At 66.6% G+C, this 18,869-nt stretch carries 16 protein-coding genes and 1 pseudogene; 11 read left to right on the top strand and 6 right to left on the bottom strand.

The features are described 5' to 3' along the window. Window positions 1-18 precede the first annotated feature (18 nt). The 4 genes from WS49_RS15085 to WS49_RS15070 all read right to left on the bottom strand — a co-directional run bounded on the left by WS49_RS15085 (window position 19) and on the right by WS49_RS15070 (window position 5,619). Entirely contained in the window at window positions 19-1,266 is a 1,248-nt protein-coding gene (locus WS49_RS15085; protein ID WP_059529840.1) for a molybdopterin molybdotransferase MoeA, read from the bottom strand. 267 nt (window positions 1,267-1,533) lie between these two features. Next, entirely contained in the window at window positions 1,534-2,985 is a 1,452-nt protein-coding gene (thrC, locus tag WS49_RS15080) for a threonine synthase (protein WP_059529837.1), read from the bottom strand. A 14-nt stretch (window positions 2,986-2,999) separates the two neighbouring features. Further along, a complete protein-coding gene (locus WS49_RS15075; RefSeq protein WP_059529834.1) occupies window positions 3,000-4,328 on the bottom strand; it encodes a homoserine dehydrogenase in 1,329 nt (442 codons plus the stop codon). 52 nt (window positions 4,329-4,380) lie between these two features. Continuing rightward, window positions 4,381-5,619, bottom strand: coding sequence for a pyridoxal phosphate-dependent aminotransferase (locus WS49_RS15070; protein ID WP_059529831.1), 1,239 nt, complete (start codon window positions 5,617-5,619; stop codon window positions 4,381-4,383). 316 nt (window positions 5,620-5,935) lie between these two features. Here WS49_RS15070 and WS49_RS15065 point away from each other — a divergent pair, with 316 nt between their 5' ends. The 9 genes from WS49_RS15065 to WS49_RS15025 all read left to right on the top strand — a co-directional run bounded on the left by WS49_RS15065 (window position 5,936) and on the right by WS49_RS15025 (window position 14,298). Then, window positions 5,936-6,310: an Mth938-like domain-containing protein gene (locus WS49_RS15065; protein ID WP_059529828.1), complete on the top strand. Its 375-nt coding sequence runs from the start codon at window positions 5,936-5,938 to the stop codon at window positions 6,308-6,310. A 134-nt stretch (window positions 6,311-6,444) separates the two neighbouring features. Then, entirely contained in the window at window positions 6,445-8,121 is a 1,677-nt protein-coding gene (locus WS49_RS15060) for a glycosyltransferase family 39 protein (RefSeq protein WP_059529825.1), read from the top strand. Between the two features lie 13 nt (window positions 8,122-8,134). Next, entirely contained in the window at window positions 8,135-8,506 is a 372-nt protein-coding gene (locus tag WS49_RS15055) for an EamA family transporter (RefSeq protein WP_014896865.1), read from the top strand. A gap of 136 nt (window positions 8,507-8,642) precedes the next feature. Then, the gene (locus WS49_RS15050; RefSeq protein ID WP_059529822.1) at window positions 8,643-9,794 is read left to right on the top strand and encodes a DegT/DnrJ/EryC1/StrS family aminotransferase; all 1,152 of its coding nucleotides are present in this window, start codon (window positions 8,643-8,645) and stop codon (window positions 9,792-9,794) included. Between the two features lie 6 nt (window positions 9,795-9,800). Then, window positions 9,801-10,823, top strand: a complete 1,023-nt coding sequence (locus WS49_RS15045) for a glycosyltransferase (RefSeq protein WP_059529818.1) — start codon at window positions 9,801-9,803, stop codon at window positions 10,821-10,823. After that, a complete protein-coding gene (locus WS49_RS15040; protein ID WP_059529815.1) occupies window positions 10,820-11,767 on the top strand; it encodes a formyltransferase in 948 nt (315 codons plus the stop codon). The genes WS49_RS15045 and WS49_RS15040 overlap by 4 nt, the downstream gene beginning before the upstream one ends. Beyond that, window positions 11,764-12,819 (top strand): bifunctional UDP-4-keto-pentose/UDP-xylose synthase, encoded by a 1,056-nt coding sequence (locus tag WS49_RS15035; RefSeq protein ID WP_059529811.1) that lies wholly within the window; start codon window positions 11,764-11,766, stop codon window positions 12,817-12,819. Before WS49_RS15040 ends, WS49_RS15035 begins: the two co-directional genes overlap by 4 nt. Window positions 12,820-12,831: 12 nt before the next feature. Then, complete coding sequence (locus tag WS49_RS15030) at window positions 12,832-13,728, top strand: polysaccharide deacetylase family protein (RefSeq protein WP_059529808.1); 897 nt, start codon at window positions 12,832-12,834, stop codon at window positions 13,726-13,728. A gap of 108 nt (window positions 13,729-13,836) precedes the next feature. Beyond that, window positions 13,837-14,298 carry a peroxiredoxin gene (locus tag WS49_RS15025; RefSeq protein WP_006756046.1) on the top strand — a complete coding sequence of 154 codons (462 nt, stop codon included), beginning with the start codon at window positions 13,837-13,839 and terminating at the stop codon, window positions 14,296-14,298. A gap of 192 nt (window positions 14,299-14,490) precedes the next feature. Here the strand turns inward: WS49_RS15025 and WS49_RS36495 are convergent. Next, window positions 14,491-14,735: pseudogene (locus WS49_RS36495) on the bottom strand (hypothetical protein); the annotation flags it as partial. On the opposite strand from WS49_RS36495, the gene WS49_RS15020 reads away from it, so the two are divergent. Next, window positions 14,631-16,439 (top strand): PhoH family protein, encoded by a 1,809-nt coding sequence (locus WS49_RS15020; RefSeq protein ID WP_059529806.1) that lies wholly within the window; start codon window positions 14,631-14,633, stop codon window positions 16,437-16,439. The pseudogene WS49_RS36495 and the gene WS49_RS15020 overlap by 105 nt on opposite strands. Before the next feature lie 236 nt (window positions 16,440-16,675). Continuing rightward, on the top strand, window positions 16,676-17,734 hold the full coding sequence (locus WS49_RS15015) for a C40 family peptidase (protein ID WP_059529803.1): 1,059 nt from the start codon (window positions 16,676-16,678) through the stop codon (window positions 17,732-17,734). 124 nt (window positions 17,735-17,858) lie between these two features. On the opposite strand, the gene WS49_RS15010 is transcribed toward WS49_RS15015, so the two are convergent. Then, complete coding sequence (locus WS49_RS15010; protein ID WP_059449911.1) at window positions 17,859-18,869, bottom strand: inorganic phosphate transporter; 1,011 nt, start codon at window positions 18,867-18,869, stop codon at window positions 17,859-17,861.

The raw sequence follows: 18,869 nt of genomic DNA, 5'->3' as shown, positions 1-18,869 counted from the left end.
GGTCAGGAAGCCGTCGCGTTACGACAGCAGTTCGGAAAACGGAATGAAACGCACGGTCTCGCCCGCGCTGATCGCATGCTGCGGCGGATTGTCGATCAGGCCGTCGCCCCAGACCGTCGACGTCAGCACCGCCGAGCTCTGGTTCGGGAACAGGTCGAGGCCGCCGGCCGCGTTGACGCGCGCGCGCAGGAATTCGTTGCGCCGATCGCCCTTGCTTTGCGAGAAGTCCGCGCGCAGCGACAGCGCACGCGGCGCGACGTCGCGCACGCCGGACAGGCGCAGCAGGAACGGCCGCACGAACAGCAGGAACGTGACGAAGCTCGACACGGGATTGCCCGGCAGCCCGATGAAATGCGCGTCGGGACGCGCGTCGCCGCGGCGCACCGCGCCGAACGCGAGCGGCTTGCCCGGCTTCATCGCGATCTGCCACAGCGCGAGCCGCCCTTCGGCCTCGACGGCCGGCTTCACGTGATCCTCGTCGCCGACCGATACGCCGCCGCTCGTCAGGATCACGTCGTGATCGCGCGCGGCCTCGCGCAGCGTGTCGCGGGTCGCGGCGAGCGAGTCGGGCACGATCCCGAAGTCGGTCACGTGGCAGCCGAGCCGCTCAAGCAGCCCGCGCAGCGTGAAGCGGTTCGAATTGTAGATCGCGCCGGGTTTCAGCGGCTCGCCCGGCATCGTCAGTTCGTCGCCGGTGAAGAACACCGCGACGCGAATCCGCCGCGCGACCGACAGCTGCGCACAGCCGACCGACGCGGCCAGCCCGAGCGCCTGCGGCGTGAGCCGCGTCCCGGCCGGCAGGATCACCGAACCCTGGCGGATGTCCGCGCCCTGCGCTGTGATCCATTCACCGGCCTTCGGCGTGTGGAGGATTTCGACCGCATCGCCGTCGGCCGACGTCTGCTCCTGCATCACGACGGCGTCGGCGCCGGGCGGCACCGTCGCGCCGGTGAAGATCCGCGCGGCCGTGCCCGCCGCGAGCGGCGCGGCCGGGTGGCCGGCCGGGATCCGCTGCGACACCGGCAGGCGCCGCTCGCCGTGCAGCAGGTCAGCGACGCGCACCGCATAGCCGTCCATCGCGCTCGTATGCATCGGCGGCACGTCGAGCGGCGAGCTCACGTCGGCCGCCAGCACACGGCCGAGACCGTCGAGCGTGGCGACGGTTTCGGCGCCGGGCAGCGGCTTCGCGGCTTCGAGCAGCGCGGCGAGCGCTTCGGCGGTCGACAGCATCGGCGCGCGCGGCGCCGCGGGATTCGGGTTCGACATCGATGGAATCGGGGATCGTTGGAATCAATACGTCATTGTAGCGACGCCATCGCGCCCACGTGCGATATGCCGGACATGCGGCAACTGTGATCGGCGCGAACGCGCTGCCCCGGCACTCGTTTCGCGCGCCATGCGGCAACGCGCCCGCGCGCGGCCGCCAGCAAACGAAACGGCCGGAACCCCGATCCGTGCGACGAATCGGCATTCCGGCCGTCCTGCGCCGCCGGGCTTGCGACCCCGCGGCCCGGCGCTGCCCCGGGTGCTACGTTATGCGCCCGTATGCGCGGCGATGAAGTCCTTCACCTGCTGCGCATCGGCCTTCACGACCTCGAAACGCTGCGGCAGCGCCTCGAGCCCGTCGAATGCGGCCGGCCGCTCGGCCTCGCGATCGAGCGCCTCACGGATCGTCTCGCCGAACTTGATCGGCTGGGCCGTCTCGAGCACGATCATCGGCACGCCCGCGTCGAGGTGCTCGCGCGCGACCTTCACGCCGTCGGCCGTGTGCGTATCGATCATCGTGTCGTAGCGCGAGAACACGTCGCGGATCGTCGCGATGCGGTCCGTGTGGCTGCTGCGACCCGACACGAAGCCGAACTCGGCGACGCGCGCGAAGTCGCCGCTCGCCGCGAGATCGAAACCGCCCTTCTCCTCGACGTCGCGGAACAGCTGCATCACGCGTGCCGGATCGCGGCCGAGCAGGTCGAACACGAAGCGCTCGAAGTTCGACGCCTTCGAGATGTCCATGCTCGGGCTGCTCGTGTGATACGTGTTTTCCGCGCTGCGCACGCGATATGCGCCGGTGCGGAAGAACTCGTCGAGCACGTCGTTCTCGTTGGTCGCGACCACGAGCTTCGCGATCGGCAGGCCCATCATCCGCGCGATGTGACCCGCGCAGACGTTGCCGAAGTTGCCCGACGGCACCGTGAACGACACGCGCTCGTCGTTGGACGTCGTCGCCGCGAAATAGCCCTTGAAGTAGTACACGACCTGCGCGACGACGCGCGCCCAGTTGATCGAGTTGACGGTGCCGATCTTCTGCTGCGCCTTGAACGTGTGATCGTTCGACACGGCCTTCACGATGTCCTGGCAGTCGTCGAACACGCCTTCGACCGCGAGGTTGAAGATGTTCGGATCCTGCAGGCTGAACATCTGGGCGGTCTGGAACGCGCTCATCTTCTTGTGCGGCGACAGCATGAACACGCGCACGCCGGCCTTGCCGCGCATCGCGTATTCGGCCGCGCTGCCCGTGTCGCCCGACGTCGCGCCGAGGATGTTCAGCGCTTCGCCGTGCTTCGCGAGCGTGTACTCGAACAGGTTGCCGAGCAGCTGCATCGCCATGTCCTTGAACGCGAGCGTCGGGCCGTTCGACAGTTCGAGCAGCGAGACCGGCGCGCCGTTCTCGGTGCCGAGCGTCTTCAGCGGCGTGATGTCGGACGCGTTCTCGCCGTGGCGCGTGTTGCTGTACACGGCGGCCGTGTACGTGCGGCGCGTGATCGCGCGCAGGTCGTCGGCCGGCACGTCGTCGCAGAACTTCGACAGGATCTCGAACGCGAGATCCGCGTACGGCAGCGTGCGCCAGCGGGCCAGTTCGTCGGCCGACACCTTCGGATACTCGGCCGGCAGGTACAGCCCGCCGTCCTTCGCGAGACCGCCGAGCAGGATGTCGGAGAACGTGTGGCGCTCGCCGATGCCGGCGCCGCGCGTGGAGATGTAGTTCATGTCGTTCCTGGTCCTCAGTTCAGCGCTTCCATGCGCAGCTTCGTCACCTTCGAGACCACCGTCGCGAGGCCTTCGATCTGCGCGATCGCCGCGTTCACGTGCTTCTCCAGCGTCTCGTGCGTGATCAGGATGATGTCGGTTTCGCCGTTCGCGTCGTCGACCTGCTCCGATTCCTTCTGCAGCAGCGCGTCGATCGAGATGCCCGTCGCGGCGAGGATGCGCGTGATGTCCGCGAGCACGCCCGTCTGGTCGGCCACGCGCAGGCGCAGGTAGTAGCCGCTCGTCACTTCCTCGATCGGCAGGATCGGCGTGTTCGACAGGCTGTCCGGCTGGAACGCGAGATGCGGGACGCGATGCTCGGGGTCGGCCGTGTGCAGGCGCGTGACGTCGACGAGATCCGCGACGACCGCCGACGCGGTCGGTTCCGCGCCCGCGCCCTTGCCGTAATACAGCGTCGTGCCGACCGCGTCGCCGTGCACGACGACCGCGTTCATCGCACCCTCGACGTTCGCGAGCAGGCGCTTCTCGGGAATCAGCGTCGGATGCACGCGCAGCTCGATGCCGTTTTCGGCGCGGCGCGTGATGCCGAGCAGCTTGATCCGGTAGCCGAGCTCTTCCGCGTAGCGGATGTCGGTCGCGTCGAGCTTGCTGATGCCTTCGACGTACGCGCGGTCGAACTGGACCGGCACGCCGAACGCGATCGCGCTCATGATGGTCGCCTTGTGCGCGGCGTCGACGCCTTCGATGTCGAAGGTCGGATCGGCTTCCGCGTAACCGAGCTCCTGCGCGGCCTTCAGCGCGGTCGCGAAGTCGAGGCCGCGGTCGCGCATTTCCGACAGGATGTAGTTCGTCGTGCCGTTGATGATGCCGGCGATGTACTGGATGCGGTTCGCGGTCAGGCCTTCGCGCAGCGCCTTGATGATCGGAATGCCGCCGGCGACGGCCGCCTCGAACGCGACCATCACGCCCTTTTCGCGCGCGGCCTCGAAGATCTCGGTGCCGTGCACCGCGAGCAGCGCCTTGTTCGCCGTCACGACGTGCTTGCCGTTCGCGATCGCGCGCAGCACGAGCTCGCGCGCGATGCCCGTGCCGCCGATCATCTCGGCGATGATCGAAATCGACGGATCGTCGACGACCGCGTTGAAATCGTCGGTGATCTGCGCGGCGCCGGCGTTACCGCCGAGCGCGGCCTGCGCCTTGGCCGGGTTGCGCACCGCGATGCGCGCGACCTCGATGCCGCGCCCCGCGCGTCGCTTGATTTCTTCCTGGTTGCGGTGCAGCACCGTGAAGGTGCCGCTGCCGACGGTGCCGAAGCCCAACAGGCCAACTTTGATCGGTTCCATGCTGCGTGTGATCGATGAGTAAGAATGAATGAATGCCGGGGACCTTGTCCGCTCAGACCGAATGGCGCTTGCGGTAGCCGTCGAGGAAGCGCGCGATCCGGTTGATCGAATCGGTCAGGTCGTCGAGGTTCGGCAGGAAGACCACGCGGAAGTGATCCGGCGCCGCCCAGTTGAAGCCCGTCCCCTGCACGAGCAGCACGCGTTCCTCGAGCAACAGGTCGAGGATGAACTGCTGGTCGTTCTGGATCGGATAGAGCTTCGGATCGAGGCGCGGGAACATGTACAGCGCGGCCTGCGGCTTCACGCAGGTCACGCCCGGAATCGACGTGAGCATGTCGTACGCCAGCTCGCGCTGCTTGTACAGGCGCCCGCTCGGCACGATCAGCTCCTTGATGCTCTGGTAGCCGCCGAGCGCGGTCTGGATCGCGAACTGCCCGGGCACGTTCGCGCACAGGCGCATCGACGACAGGATCCCGAGCCCTTCCAGATAATCCTTCGCGCGCCGGCGGTTATCGCCGCCGAGGCCCGACACGGCCATCCAGCCCGCGCGATAGCCGCACGAGCGATAGCTCTTCGACAGGCTGTTGAACGTGACGGTGATCACGTCTTCCGACAGCGAGCCCAGCGCCGTGTGCTCGAGACCGTCGTAGACGATCTTGTCGTAGACCTCGTCGGCGAACACGATCAGCCCGTGCTGGCGCGCGATCTCGAGCAGATCGCGCAGCAATTCGTCGGAATAAAGCGCGCCGGTCGGGTTGTTCGGGTTGATCACGACGATCGCCTTGGTGTTCGGCGTGATCTTGCTGCGGATGTCGTCGAGGTCGGGCATCCACGCGTTCTGCTCGTCGCACACGTAATGCACGGGCGTGCCGCCCGACAGGCTCACGGCGGCCGTCCACAGCGGGTAGTCGGGCGCCGGCAGCAGCACTTCGTCGCCGTCGTTCAGGAGCGCCTGGGTCGCCATCACGATCAGCTCGGACGCGCCGTTGCCGATGTAGATGTCGTCGAGGCCGACACCGACGACGCCCTTTTGCTGCGTGTAGTGCATCACGGCCTTGCGGGCCGAGAACACGCCCTTCGAATCCGAATAGCCGGACGACGCCGGCAGGTTGCGGATCATGTCCTGGATGATTTCGTCCGGCGCGTCGAAACCGAACGGCGCGAGGTTGCCGATGTTCAGCTTGATGATGCGGTGGCCTTCTTCCTCGAGGCGCTTCGCGTGCTCGAGCACCGGGCCACGGATGTCGTAGCAGACGTTGAGCAGCTTGTTCGACTTCTGAATCGGTTTCACGACGACACGGTTCCTGGGTTGGCCTTGCGGCCGGGGGACGGGATCAAAACTGGAGAGCGGCCGGTCTGTGCGCGCTGTCTAGACTGGGGAAAATGCGGGCGGTCGGACGCGGCTTGTGGCAACGCACGATGCAAGTGGCGCCCGGGGGCGACCAAAAAGTTATAATTTAGCGGATTTTGGCCGACTTTCGCAATGCACCATGGCCGCTCCGGGCCCGCGCCGTCAGGCGTCCCGCGCGCGGCGGTCGCGAAACCGGCCGCCCGGGCCCGTGCGGCCCTTGCCAGACACTCCCTCCACGGAACCGCGGAATACCGATTTGAAACTGCACCAGGACACGAGCGGCGCGCTCAATACCGTCACCGGCTACGGCCCCGATTATGTCGACGTCAACCTCCAACGCCACGAAGGAAGCGTCATCGTGCTGCCCGGCGCACCGGTGCGGGACTGGCCCGTGTCGTCGTTCGACGCGCTCGCGCCCGAGCATTTCGCGATGCTGCTCGACCCGGCGCCCGAGCTCGTGATCTTCGGCAGCGGCGCGCGGCTACGCTTCCCGCACCCGCGCCTCGTGGCCGCGCTCACGGCCCAGCGGATCGGCGTCGAGACGATGGATTTCCAGGCCGCCTGCCGCACCTACAACATCCTGATGGCCGAGGGCCGCAAGGTCGCCGCCGCGCTCTTAATTGAACGTTAATCACTGTTGCGGTAAAACTCGGGCCGGCACACCGGGTCGATCCCCGGATCGTCGTCCGGGTCGATGACCGGCAAGCCGACCGCCCCGGCGCAACCCGCCGGCGGCTCTCACAACAACCAACAGGCTGAAAATCCATGAACGATACGCCGTCGAGGCTACCGCTCAACCGCATCACGCTCGTCCTCCTGCTCGTCGCGCTCGCGATCGTCTGGTTCGCGCCGCTCGGGCTGCGCCACCTGATCCCGAGCGACGAAGGCCGCTACGCGGAAATGGCGCGGGAAATGTTCGTCACCGGCGACTGGATCACGCCGCGCTACAACGGCTACAAGTACTTCGAGAAGCCGCCGCTGCAAACCTGGCTGAACGCGCTGACGTTCGCGTGGTTCGGCATCGGCGAATGGCAGGCGCGCCTCTACACGGGCCTCGCCAGCTTCGCCGGCGTGCTGCTGGTCGGCTTCACGGGCGCGCGCCTGTTCAACCCGCTGTCCGGCTTCCTCGCGGCCGTGGTGCTCGCGTGCTCGCCGTACTGGAACCTGATGGGCCACTTCAACGCGCTCGACATGGGGCTCGCGTTCTGGATGACGCTGTCGCTCTGCTCGCTGCTGCTCGCGCAGCGGCCCGGGCTTCCGGCGGGCGCGGCGCGCGGCTGGATGTGGGCGTGCTGGGCCGCGATGGCGTTCGCCGTGCTGTCCAAGGGCCTCGTCGGCCTGATCCTGCCCGGCGCCGTGCTGGTGCTCTATACGCTGATCGCCCGCGACTGGGCGCTGTGGAAGCGGCTGTATCTGGTCAGCGGCCTCGTGATCTTCTTCGCGATCGTCACGCCGTGGTTCGTGCTCGTCCAGCAGCGCAACCCCGAGTTCTTCAACTTCTTCTTCATCGTCCAGCAGTTCCGCCGGTACCTGACCCCGGAACAGAACCGCCCGGGCCCGCTCTACTATTTCGTGCCGGTGCTGCTGGTCGGCTTCCTGCCGTGGCTGTCGGTCGCGTGGCAGAGCCTCCGCCATGCACTGCGCATGCCGCGTCAGCCGAACGGCTTCTCCCCGATGCTCGTGCTGCTGATCTGGAGCGCGTTCATCTTCCTGTTCTTCAGCGCATCGCATTCGAAGCTGATCTCGTACGTGCTGCCGGTCGCGCCCGCGCTCGCGCTGATGATCGGCGCGTACCTGCCGCTGATGAGCGCCGACCGGTTCCGCCGTCACCTGCTCGGCTACCTCGTGTTCTTCGTCGTCGCGGCATTCGGGATCATCTTCCTCGCGTATCAGGGCGACGCACGCACGCCGAACGCGCTGTACCGCGCGTTCCAGCTATGGCTGTACGCGGGCCTCGCGGTCGCGGGCGCGCTGACGCTGGCGGCCGCCTGGCTGAACCGTCGCGTGGGCGTCGCGGCCGCGATCACCGCGTTCGGCGCCGCGTGGCTCGCGTTCGGCACGATCGGCGGCACCGGTCACGACGAATTCGGGCGCTACAGCTCGGGCGCGCTGCTCGCGCCCGCCGTGCGCGCCGAACTGGCGAAGCTGCCGCCCGACACGCCGTTCTACTCGATCGAGATGCTCGATCACACGTTCCCGTTCTATATGGGCCACACGACGATCATGGTCCAGCGCCAGGACGAACTCGCATTCGGGATCTCGGTCGAGCCGAACAAGTGGATCCCGACCGTCGACCAATGGATCGAACGCTGGAAGCAGGAAACCCATGCGCTCGCGATCATGCCCCCCGGCCAGTACGACACGCTGGTCAAGCAAGGCGTGCCGATGCGCGTGATCGCGCGCGACAACCGCCGCGTGATCGTCGAGAAACCGCAATCGTAAGGACGCCCGCCGCATGAATCCCGTTTCGTTCGTCTGCATCATCACCGGCGTGATGCTCAACGCCTGTGCGCAACTCCTGCTGAAAGCCGGCGTCAACGCCGTTGGACACTTCGAATTCAGCCGTGCGAACATCATCCCGGTCGGCCTGAAGATCGCGACCCAGCTGCCGATCATCGGCGGCCTCGGCTGCTACGTGCTGAGCGTGGTCGTCTGGATTCTCGGGCTGTCGCGGGTCGACGTGTCGATCGCGTACCCGATGCTGTCGCTCGGCTACGTGGTCAACGCGTTTGCCGCCTGGTACCTGTTCGGCGAGGTGCTGTCGGTCCAGCGGCTCGTCGGCATCGGCATCATCCTGATCGGCGTGCTCGTGCTCGCGCGCAGTTGAGCGCGCCCGGCCCGGCGGCATTAAGCGTCCGCCTACAAAAAATCACGGTACGAATCCGGCAACCGGTGTTTAATGCCGGTTTCGGGCCGGATCGCCCGACCCCTTTATTACCAGCCATTACAGGCCACAAGCGTTCATGAGCCAGACTACCGCTCCGTTCCTGCCGTTCACCCGCCCCGAGATCGACGAGGAAACCATCCAGGGTGTCGTCGAAGTGCTGCGCTCGGGCTGGATCACCACCGGCCCGCAAAGCCAGAAATTCGAGGCAGCGCTGTCCGAATACTGCGGCGGCCGTCCGGTCCGCGCGTTCAATTCGGGCACCTGCACGCTCGAGATCGGCCTGCGCATCGCGGGCGTCGGCCCCGGCGACGAGGTGATCACGACGCCGGCGTCGTGGGTGTCGACCAGCAACGTGGTCCTCGAGACGGGCGCGACGCCCGTATTCGCCGACATCGATCCCGTCACGCGCAACATCGACCTCGACAAGCTCGAGCAGGCGATCACGCCGCGCACGAAGGCGATCATCCCGGTCTACCTGGCCGGCCTGCCGGTCGACATGGACCGCCTGTACGCAATCGCGCGCGCGCACAACCTGCGCGTGATCGAGGACGCCGCGCAGGCGCTCGGCTCGACCTGGAAAGGCAAGCGCATCGGCGCGATCGGCGACATCGTGTCGTTCAGCTTCCACGCGAACAAGAACCTGACGACGATCGAAGGCGGCGCGCTCGTGCTGAACAACGAGGACGAGGCGACGCTCGCGCAGAAGTACCGCCTGCAGGGCATCACGCGCACCGGCTTCGACGGAATGGACTGCGACGTGCTCGGCGGCAAGTACAACCTGACCGACGTCGCCGCGCGCGTCGGCCTCGGCCAACTGCCGCACCTCGAGCGCTTCACCGCGCAGCGCCGCGCTCTCGTGCGCGCGTACTTCGCCGCGCTCGACGGCGGCCCGGCCGTGAAGCTGGGGCTCGGCCTGCCCGTCGCCGATTTCGAGAACAGCAACTGGCACATGTTCCAGGTCACGCTGCCGCTCGACCGTCTGTCGATCTCGCGCGCCGATTTCATGGCGCAGATGAAGGAACGCGGGATCGGCACGGGCGTCCACTACCCGGCCATCCATCTTTTCACGCTGTATCGTGCACGCGGCTTCAAGGAGGGCATGTTCCCCCACGCCGAACGATACGGCGCATCGACCGTCACGCTGCCGCTCTTCACCCAGATGACGGAAGACGACGTGCGTCGCGTGGCCGACGCCGTCAACCAGATTTGCGAACAATACGGAAAATAAGCGTACATGAATCACCTTGAAGCACGCGCCGGGCATCCGGGCGCCGCGAACCCGGAGGTATCGGTCATCATCCCCGTGTACAACGAGGAAGAGGGCCTGGCCGCGCTGTTCGCGCGCCTGTACCCGGCACTCGACGCACTCGGCACGTCGTACGAAGTGATCCTGATCAACGACGGCAGCCGCGACCGCTCGGCCGCGATGCTGGCAGACCAGTTCCACGTGCGCCCCGACACGACGCGCGTCGTGCTGCTCAACGGCAACTACGGCCAGCACATGGCGATCCTCGCCGGCTTCGCGCAGTCGCGCGGCGACATCGTCATCACGCTCGACGCCGACCTGCAGAACCCGCCCGAGGAAATCGGCAAGCTGATCGCGAAGATGCGCGAGGGCTACGACTACGTCGGCTCGATCCGCAAGCAGCGTCAGGACAGCCTGTGGCGGCGCAAGGCATCGCAGATGATGAACCGGCTGCGCGAGCGCATCACGCGGATCAAGATGACCGACCAGGGCTGCATGCTGCGCGCGTACAGCCGCCGCATCATCGACACGATCAACGTGTGCGGCGAAGTCAACACGTTCATCCCCGCGCTGGCCTATACGTTCGCGCAGAACCCGACCGAAATCGAGGTCGCGCACGAAGAACGCTTCGCGGGCGAGTCGAAATACTCGCTGTACAGCCTGATCCGGCTGAACTTCGACCTCGTGACGGGCTTCTCGGTCGTGCCGCTGCAGTGGCTGTCGTTCATCGGCGTGATCCTGTCGCTCGGCTCCGCCGCGCTGTTCGTGCTGCTGCTCGTGCGTCGTTTCATCGTCGGCGCGGAAGTGCAAGGCGTGTTCACGCTGTTCGCGATCACGTTCTTCCTGCTCGGCGTGATCATCTTCGCGCTCGGCCTGCTCGGCGAATACGTCGGTCGCATCTACCAGCAGGTGCGTGCACGGCCGCGCTACCTGATCCAGGCCGTGCTCGAACAGCATGACGGCATGCCGGCGGTGCCGGCCGGCACGAATCGCACGGGGGTGTCGCAATGAAGCCGCGCGCCGTCGTCTTCGCGTATCACAACGTCGGCGTGCGGTGCCTGCAGGTGTTGCTGGCACGCGGCGTCGACGTCGCGCTCGTCGTCACGCACGAGGACAATCCGAACGAGAACATCTGGTTCGGCAGCGTCGCATCCGTCGCCGCCGAGCACGGGATCCCGGTCGTCACGCCGGCCGACCCCGCCGATCCGGCACTGCGCCGCGCGGTGGCCGACGCGCAGCCGGACTTCATCTTCTCGTTCTACTACCGCCACATGCTGCCGGTGGACCTGCTCGCGATCGCGCCGCGCGGCGCGTACAACATGCACGGTTCGCTGCTGCCGAAATACCGGGGTCGGGTACCGACCAACTGGGCCGTGCTGAACGGCGAAACGGAAACCGGCGCGACGCTGCACGAGATGGCCGCGAAGCCCGACGCCGGCGCGATCATCGGCCAGACCGCGGTGCCGATCCTGCCGGACGACACGGCCACGCAGGTGTTCGACAAGGTGACGGTAGCCGCCGAGCAGACGCTCTGGCGCGTGCTGCCCGCGCTGCTCGCGGGCGATGCGCCGCATCTGCCGAACGATCTCTCGAACGGCAGCTACTACGGCGGACGCAAGCCGGAGGACGGCCGCGTCGACTGGTCGAAGCCGGCCGCGCAGGTCTACAACCTGGTTCGCGCGGTCGCGCCCCCGTATCCGGGCGCGTTCACCGACGTCGGCGGCACGCGGTTCGTGATCGCCCGCGCGCGCCTCGCGGCGCCCGGCAGCGCGCTCGCCGCGGCCGCGGCGGATTTGCCGCCCGGCCTGCACGTAAGCGATAATGCGCTATTCGGCGTCTGCGGCGACAGCCGCGCCCTATCCATTCTCGAGCTGTGGCAGCAGCGCGACGGCAGCGAAACCGTCGTGACGCCCGTGGAATTCGCGCAGTTCATTCATTCTTCCCGTCATTCATGAAAGCAAAAAAAGTCCTGATCCTGGGTGTGAACGGCTTCATCGGCCATCACCTGTCGAAGCGCATTCTTGAAACCACCGATTGGGAAGTGTTCGGCATGGACATGCAGACCGATCGGCTGGGCGACCTCGTCAACCACGAGCGGATGCACTTCTTCGAAGGCGACATCACGATCAACAAGGAGTGGGTCGAGTATCACGTGAAGAAGTGCGACGTGATCCTGCCGCTCGTGGCGATCGCGACGCCCGCGACCTACGTCCAGCAGCCGCTGCGCGTGTTCGAGCTCGACTTCGAGGCGAACCTGCCGATCGTGCGTTCGGCCGTCAAGTACGGCAAGCACCTCGTGTTCCCGTCGACCTCCGAGGTCTACGGCATGTGCTCGGACGAGCAGTTCGACCCGGATGCATCGGCACTCACCTACGGCCCGATCAACAAGCCGCGCTGGATCTACGCGTGCTCGAAGCAGCTGATGGACCGCGTGATCTGGGGCTACGGGATGGAAGGCCTGAACTTCACGCTGTTCCGTCCGTTCAACTGGATCGGCCCGGGCCTCGACTCGATCTACACGCCGAAGGAAGGCAGCTCGCGCGTCGTCACGCAGTTCCTCGGCCACATCGTGCGCGGCGAGAACATCAGCCTCGTCGACGGCGGCTCGCAGAAGCGCGCGTTCACCGATATCGACGACGGCATCAGCGCGCTGATGAAGATCATCGAGAACAAGAACGGCGTCGCGTCGGGCAAGATCTACAACATCGGGAATCCGAAGAACAACTTCTCGGTTCGCGAGCTCGCGCACAAGATGCTCGAACTGGCCGCCGAATACCCGGAATACGCCGGCTCCGCGAAGCAGGTGCAGCTCGTCGAAACGACGTCGGGCGCCTACTACGGCAACGGCTACCAGGACGTGCAGAACCGCGTGCCGAAGATCGACAACACGATGCAGGAGCTCGCATGGGCGCCGCAATCGACGTTCGACGACGCGCTGCGCAAGATCTTCGAAGCGTATCGCGGCCATGTCGCCGACGCGCGCGCGCTGGTCGAGCAGCAGAACTGACGGGACGCTCGCTTGGCTCGTATCGTCCTCAAGATCGACGTCGACACGCTGCGCGGCACGCGCGAAGGCGTGCCGAACCTCGCGCGCATCTTCGACCGCTTCAGTGCGCGCGCGACCTTCCTCTTCAGCCTCGGGCCCGATCACACGGGCTGGGCGCTGCGGCGCGTGTTCCGCCCCGGTTTCCTGAAGAAGGTGTCGCGCACGTCGGTGGTCGAGCATTACGGCGTGAAGCAGCTGATGTACGGCGTGCTGCTGCCGGGCCCCGACATCGGCCGCCGCGCGATCGCGGACATGCGCGCGATCCACGAGGCCGGCTTCGAATGCGGGATCCACACGTGGGATCACGTGTACTGGCAGGACAACGTGCGCGTGCGCGATCGCGACTGGACCGCGCGTGAAATGCAGAAGAGCCACGCGCGCTTCGTCGACGTCTTCGGCGCGCCGCCCGTCACGCACGGCGCGGCCGGCTGGCAGATGAACGACGCGGCGTTCGAGCAGATCGACGCATGGGGGATGCGCTACGCATCCGACGGTCGCGGCCATTCGCCGTACCTGCCCGTGGTCGGCGGCCGCACGCTGTCGCACGTGCAGATGCCGACCACGCTGCCGACGCTCGACGAAGTGCTCGGCATCGACGGCATCGACACGCACAACGTCGCCGCGCATATCCTGAAGTTCACGGAGACCAATCCGCACGACCAGGTGTTCACGCTGCATGCGGAACTGGAAGGCCAGAAGCTCGCGCCGGTGTTCGAGCAGCTGCTCGCCGGGTGGCGCGCGCAGGGCCATACGTTTGCGACGATGGGCGATTACCACGCGACGCTGGACCGCGACTCGCTGCCATCGTACCCTGTCACGTGGGGCGAGATTCCCGGCCGCTCCGGCGAACTGATCGTCCAGCCCGACTGAGTTCGCGCGCGCCGGCGCCGCCCGCCCCGCCCTTGCGGCGTGCCGCCGCAACGTCCCGCCGTACCGCGCCGCCCGAGCGGCGCCTTTCCATAACAACAGGAGAAACACGTGTCCGTCGAAGTTGACCGTCAAGTTCCCGATTTCACCGCACCGGCTACGGGCGGCGACATTTCGCTGTCCGACCTGAAGGGCAAGAAGCTCGTCCTGTATTTCTATCCGAAGGACAACACGCCGGGCTGCACGACCGAAGGCCTGCAGTTCCGCGATCTCTATCCGAAGTTCAAGAAGGCCGGCGCCGAAGTCATCGGCGTGTCGCGCGACAGCCTGCGCTCGCATGACAACTTCAAGGCAAAGCTCGAACTGCCGTTCCCGCTGATCTCCGATGCCGACGAAGCGCTGTGCGCGCTGTTCGATGTCATCAAGATGAAGAAAATGTATGGCAAGGAAGTGCGCGGAATCGAGCGTTCGACGTTCCTGATCGACGCCGACGGCGTGCTTCGCCAGGCATGGCGCGGCATCAAGGTGCCCGGTCACGTGGACGACGTGCTAAGTGCTGTACAAGCGCTTTGAGCCGCGTTATATTGGGCCGCAATGAATGCCAGTTCGCCCCATATTTCTCGTAGCTGCACCGGTGCCCGTTGCGATGCTTTCCGGCACCTGACGCGCATTACGACGGTATCAGCCGAGCCGCATGTCCCTGTCGACGGGGCAGCGGCTTTTTTTATGGACTGCGCGCCGGCCCTCGGTCCGGCCCTCACCCCGTCAAGGAGCTGATCGACACTTAGGCGAACCGGCTAGACGATATTCCTGTGCGCCACCGCGCGCAAACTGCATGCGTGTACGTCACGCAGGATGCGATCAGCGGCGCACTTCATGCGACACGATTCCTCCCGAGGGACACCATGCCTTTGCCTACCCCCCCCAGCAAGCTCGGCAGCCTGCTGCCGCCCGACGAATACAAGGCGAAAGCGCGGCCCGCGAAAGCCGCGAAGAAATCCGCCGAAGGGGACGCATCCACAGCCGGTGACTATGGCCCGGCCAGCGTGGCCCAACCGATGACCGAAGCCGCGAACACGGCCGCGCCGCTGCGCGCCGTCGCGTCGTCGGCGCAAGAAGCCGCGAGCACACCGGCACGCGGCCGCAAGACCAAACAGACCGCGGCGCTGCTGCAGCCGATGCAGGCGCCGGTCGAAGCTGCGCCCATCGCGCCGGTCGAGGCACGCCACGACAAGCCCGCCGCCGGGAAACCGGCCGCGGCGCCCGCACGCGATGCCGGCGCCGCGACGAAGTCGCGCAGCCGCAAGCCGGCCGAGGCCGAACTGCAGAAGCTGTTCGTGCTCGACACCAACGTGCTGATGCACGATCCGAGCAGCCTCTTCCGCTTCGAGGAACACGACGTCTATCTGCCGATGATGACGCTCGAGGAACTCGACAACCACAAGAAGGGGATGTCGGAAGTCGCGCGCAACGCGCGCCAGGTGAGCCGCACGCTCGACGCGCTGGTCGCCGACGCGGGCCCGATCACGAACGGCATTCCGCTGTCGCGCCTCGGCAGCCGCGAGGCGCTCGGCCGCCTGCACTTCCAGACGACGCTCACCAACATTCCGCCCGTCGAAGGCCTGCCGGAAGGCAAGGCCGACAACCAGATCCTGGGCGTCGTGCGCGCGCTGCAGCGCGACCGGCCGGACCGTCAGGTCGTGCTGGTGTCGAAAGACATCAACATGCGGATCAAGGCGCACGCGCTCGGCCTGCCCGCGGAAGACTACTTCAACGACCAGGTACTCGAGGACAAGGACCTCCTCTATACCGGCGTGCGCGAACTGCCGCAGGACTTCTGGACCCGGCATGCGAAGGGCATGGAGAGCTGGCAGGACACGAAGACGGGCACCACGTACTACCGCGTGACGGGCCCGCTCGTCGCGTCGATGCTCGTCAACGAGTTCGTCTATCTCGAGCCGCAGAACGGCGAACCGACGTTCCATGCAATCGTCCGCGAGCTGAACGGGAAGACGGCGCTGCTGCAGACGCTGCGCGACTACAGCCACCACAAGAACAACGTGTGGGGCATCACCGCGCGCAACCGCGAGCAGAACTTCGCGCTGAACCTGCTGATGAACCCCGAGATCGACTTCGTCACGCTGCTCGGCCAGGCCGGCACCGGCAAGACGCTCGTCGCGCTCGCGGCCGGCCTCGCGCAGGTGCTCGACGACAAACGCTACAACGAGATCATCGTGACGCGCGCGACCGTGCCCGTCGGAGAGGACATCGGTTTCCTGCCCGGTACCGAGGAAGAGAAGATGCAGCCGTGGATGGGCGCATTCGACGACAACCTCGAAGTGCTGCAGAAAACCGACGACGCAGCCGGCGAATGGGGCCGCGCGGCGACGCAGGAGCTGATCCGTTCGCGCCTGAAGGTGAAGAGCATGAACTTCATGCGCGGGCGTACGTTCGTCGACAAGTACCTGATCATCGACGAAGCGCAGAACCTCACGCCGAAACAGATGAAGACGCTCGTCACGCGTGCGGGCCCCGGCACGAAGATCGTGTGCCTCGGCAACATCGCGCAGATCGACACGCCTTACCTGACCGAAGGCAGTTCGGGCCTGACCTACGTCGTCGACCGCTTCAAGGGTTGGGGCCACAGCGGCCACGTTACGCTCGCGCGCGGCGAACGCTCGCGGCTCGCCGACTACGCGTCGGACATCCTCTAACGCGCGACCGGCCGACCGCCGGCCGTCAACGCCATGCGGCGCTCCGTTTCCGGAGCGCCGTTTTTATTTTTGGGGTCGGAAACGTTGGTCACGCTTCGTTACGCAACAGCCTCACTTACGCGCGAAACTTCAAGTAAATTCTCAGGAATGGTTGCCTAAGCCCCGCCGGAACGTCTACCATCGGGTCTGTCTGTTGTCATACGATTCGCGAGCGTTCCGCGCTCGTCCGCCTTGTCATGCTTCGAATCTGGGTTCCCGTCGCCGTCGTTTCACTGCTCGCGGCCTGCTCCAGCGTGCCGCCGCAGTCGGCTTCGCGCACCTCCGGCATGAAGATCACGACGACGCGCGCGTTCCCGGCGCCCGCCAATTTCCCGAAATTCGTCGATCACAGCGTCGGTCAGGAAGAGATTTCGATCCAGGCGATGAGCCTCGTCGGCGTGCCGTATCGTTGGGGCGGCAACACGCCGACGAGCGGCTTCGACTGCAGCGGGCTCGTGCGCTACGTGATCGGCCGCGCGGCCGACGTGAACCTGCCGCGCACGACCGCCGACATGAGCAGCCGCGGCGTGTCGATCGACCCCGACCAGGTCGCGCCGGGCGACCTGATCTTCTTCAATACGACCGGCCGCCCGCACTCGCACGTCGGTATCTACGTCGGCAAGCTGCGCTTCGTCAACGCGCCGTCGACCGGTGGCACCGTGCGGCTCGACTACCTGACGAACCCGTACTGGGCCAAGCGCTTCGACGGCATTCGCCGCGTCGCGCCGCCGCGCGGCACGCCGGCGCCGTTCGATGCGCCGACCTACGAGGCACGACGCGATGCGCCGACGGCCGCACCGGCCCCGGTCGTCGCAGCCGCCGCGCCGCGGCAGCCGGCCTACGCTTCGTCACAAGCCGGCGCGGCCCCGTCGCCGGCTCCGGTCATCCAGGCGGCACCGGTCGTATCGACCGCAGCGGTCGCCCCGGCAGCCGCCACGGCCGCCGATCCGTACGAACCTCCGCCGCCGCACGTGCCGGCAGCCCAGCAGCAAGCGGCGTCCGCGAATGGCGAGATGACCGCGATGACGGCGACCACGGCCCCGACGGAAACCGGCACGCAGATTCCGACGACGGCACTGACGGCCGCCCAGGCTGCCGCGTTCGACGCGGAGCCCCCGCCCGCCGCCGCCGCGACGTCGCCGCGCGGCATCGAGCCCGTGCAGGTGCTGCGTGCGTCGACGCAATCCGCACCGCTCGGCCCGCGCACCGGCACCGCGGACGATCCGATCGCCCGCTTCGCGAACGGCAGTTACTGACCGGCCCCATCCCGGCGGCAATCCCGCCATTCCCGGCCCATCTGCGCCTTTCCCGATCACCAAAGAAAATGCGCCGCAACCTTTCGGTTTGCGGCGCATGTCGCGTCGTCAGTGAGCGTCGGAATCAGAAGATCTGATGCCCGACCCACCATCCGCCGGCGGCGATCAGCGCGGACGCCGGAATCGTCAGCACCCAGGCCCACACGATATTGCCGGCAACGCCCCAGCGCACGGCCGACAGCTTCTGCGTCGCGCCGACGCCGACGATCGCACCGGTGATCGTGTGCGTGGTCGACACCGGAATGCCGAGGAACGACGCGATGAATAGCGTGATCGCCCCGCCGCTTTCGGCACAGAAACCGCCGACCGGCTTGAGCTTCGTGATCTTCTGGCCCATCGTGCGAACGATGCGCCAGCCGCCGAACAGCGTGCCGAGACCCATCGACAGGTAGCACGCGCCGATCACCCACGCGGGCGGCGCATCGGAAGTCGCCGACGCATAGCCCGACGCGATCAGCAGCATCCAGATGATGCCGATCGTCTTCTGCGCGTCGTTGCCGCCGTGGCCGAGGCTGTACAGACCGGCCGACAGCAGCTGGAGCCGGCGGAAGCGCCGGTCGACCTTGCTGGGAGCGGTACGGAAATACAGCCACGACACGCCGAGCATGAACAGCGAGCCGAGGATGAAACCGAGCAGCGGCGAGATGAAGATGAACGCGACGGTCTTCATCAGGCCGTCGATGTTCAGCGAGCTCCAGCCGGACTTCGCGAGCGCGGAGCCGACGAGGCCGCCGATCAGCGCATGTGACGAGCTCGACGGAATCCCGTAATACCACGTGATCACGTTCCAGCCGATCGCACCGACCAGCGCGCCGAACACGACATAGTGGTCGACGATCTCGGGATCGATCGTGCCTTTACCGACCGTCTGCGCGACCTTCAGGTGGAAGATGAAATACGCGATGACGTTGAACGCGGCCGCGAACACCACGGCCTGCTGGGGTTTCAGCACCCCGGTCGACACGACGGTGGCGATCGAGTTCGCCGCGTCGTGAAAGCCGTTCATGAAGTCGAATACGAGCGCGACGAGCACGAGCGTCGCGACCATCCATAGGGCGAGTTGTATCGAATGCAT

Origin of the sequence: Burkholderia sp. RF7-non_BP4 (assembly GCF_001521935.1) — a bacterium.
Taxonomy (GTDB): Bacteria; Pseudomonadota; Gammaproteobacteria; order Burkholderiales; family Burkholderiaceae; genus Burkholderia; species Burkholderia diffusa.
Note: the sequence above shows the minus strand (reverse complement) of the source record. Positions and strands in the feature narration are given on the sequence as shown.

Bases quoted from the DNA above. Each gene is read 5' to 3' on its own strand.
- WS49_RS15085 (WP_059529840.1), bottom strand. From the start codon at position 1,266: ATGTCGAACCCGAATCCCGCGGCGCCGCGCGCGCCGATGCTGTCGACC.
- thrC (WP_059529837.1), bottom strand. From the start codon at position 2,985: ATGAACTACATCTCCACGCGCGGCGCCGGCATCGGCGAGCGCCACACG.
- WS49_RS15075 (WP_059529834.1), bottom strand. From the start codon at position 4,328: ATGGAACCGATCAAAGTTGGCCTGTTGGGCTTCGGCACCGTCGGCAGC.
- WS49_RS15060 (WP_059529825.1), top strand. From the start codon at position 6,445: ATGAACGATACGCCGTCGAGGCTACCGCTCAACCGCATCACGCTCGTC.
- WS49_RS15055 (WP_014896865.1), top strand. From the start codon at position 8,135: ATGAATCCCGTTTCGTTCGTCTGCATCATCACCGGCGTGATGCTCAAC.
- WS49_RS15050 (WP_059529822.1), top strand. From the start codon at position 8,643: ATGAGCCAGACTACCGCTCCGTTCCTGCCGTTCACCCGCCCCGAGATC.
- WS49_RS15045 (WP_059529818.1), top strand. From the start codon at position 9,801: ATGAATCACCTTGAAGCACGCGCCGGGCATCCGGGCGCCGCGAACCCG.
- WS49_RS15040 (WP_059529815.1), top strand. From the start codon at position 10,820: ATGAAGCCGCGCGCCGTCGTCTTCGCGTATCACAACGTCGGCGTGCGG.
- WS49_RS15035 (WP_059529811.1), top strand. From the start codon at position 11,764: ATGAAAGCAAAAAAAGTCCTGATCCTGGGTGTGAACGGCTTCATCGGC.
- WS49_RS15020 (WP_059529806.1), top strand. From the start codon at position 14,631: ATGCCTTTGCCTACCCCCCCCAGCAAGCTCGGCAGCCTGCTGCCGCCC.
- WS49_RS15015 (WP_059529803.1), top strand. From the start codon at position 16,676: ATGCTTCGAATCTGGGTTCCCGTCGCCGTCGTTTCACTGCTCGCGGCC.
- WS49_RS15010 (WP_059449911.1), bottom strand. From the start codon at position 18,869: ATGCATTCGATACAACTCGCCCTATGGATGGTCGCGACGCTCGTGCTC.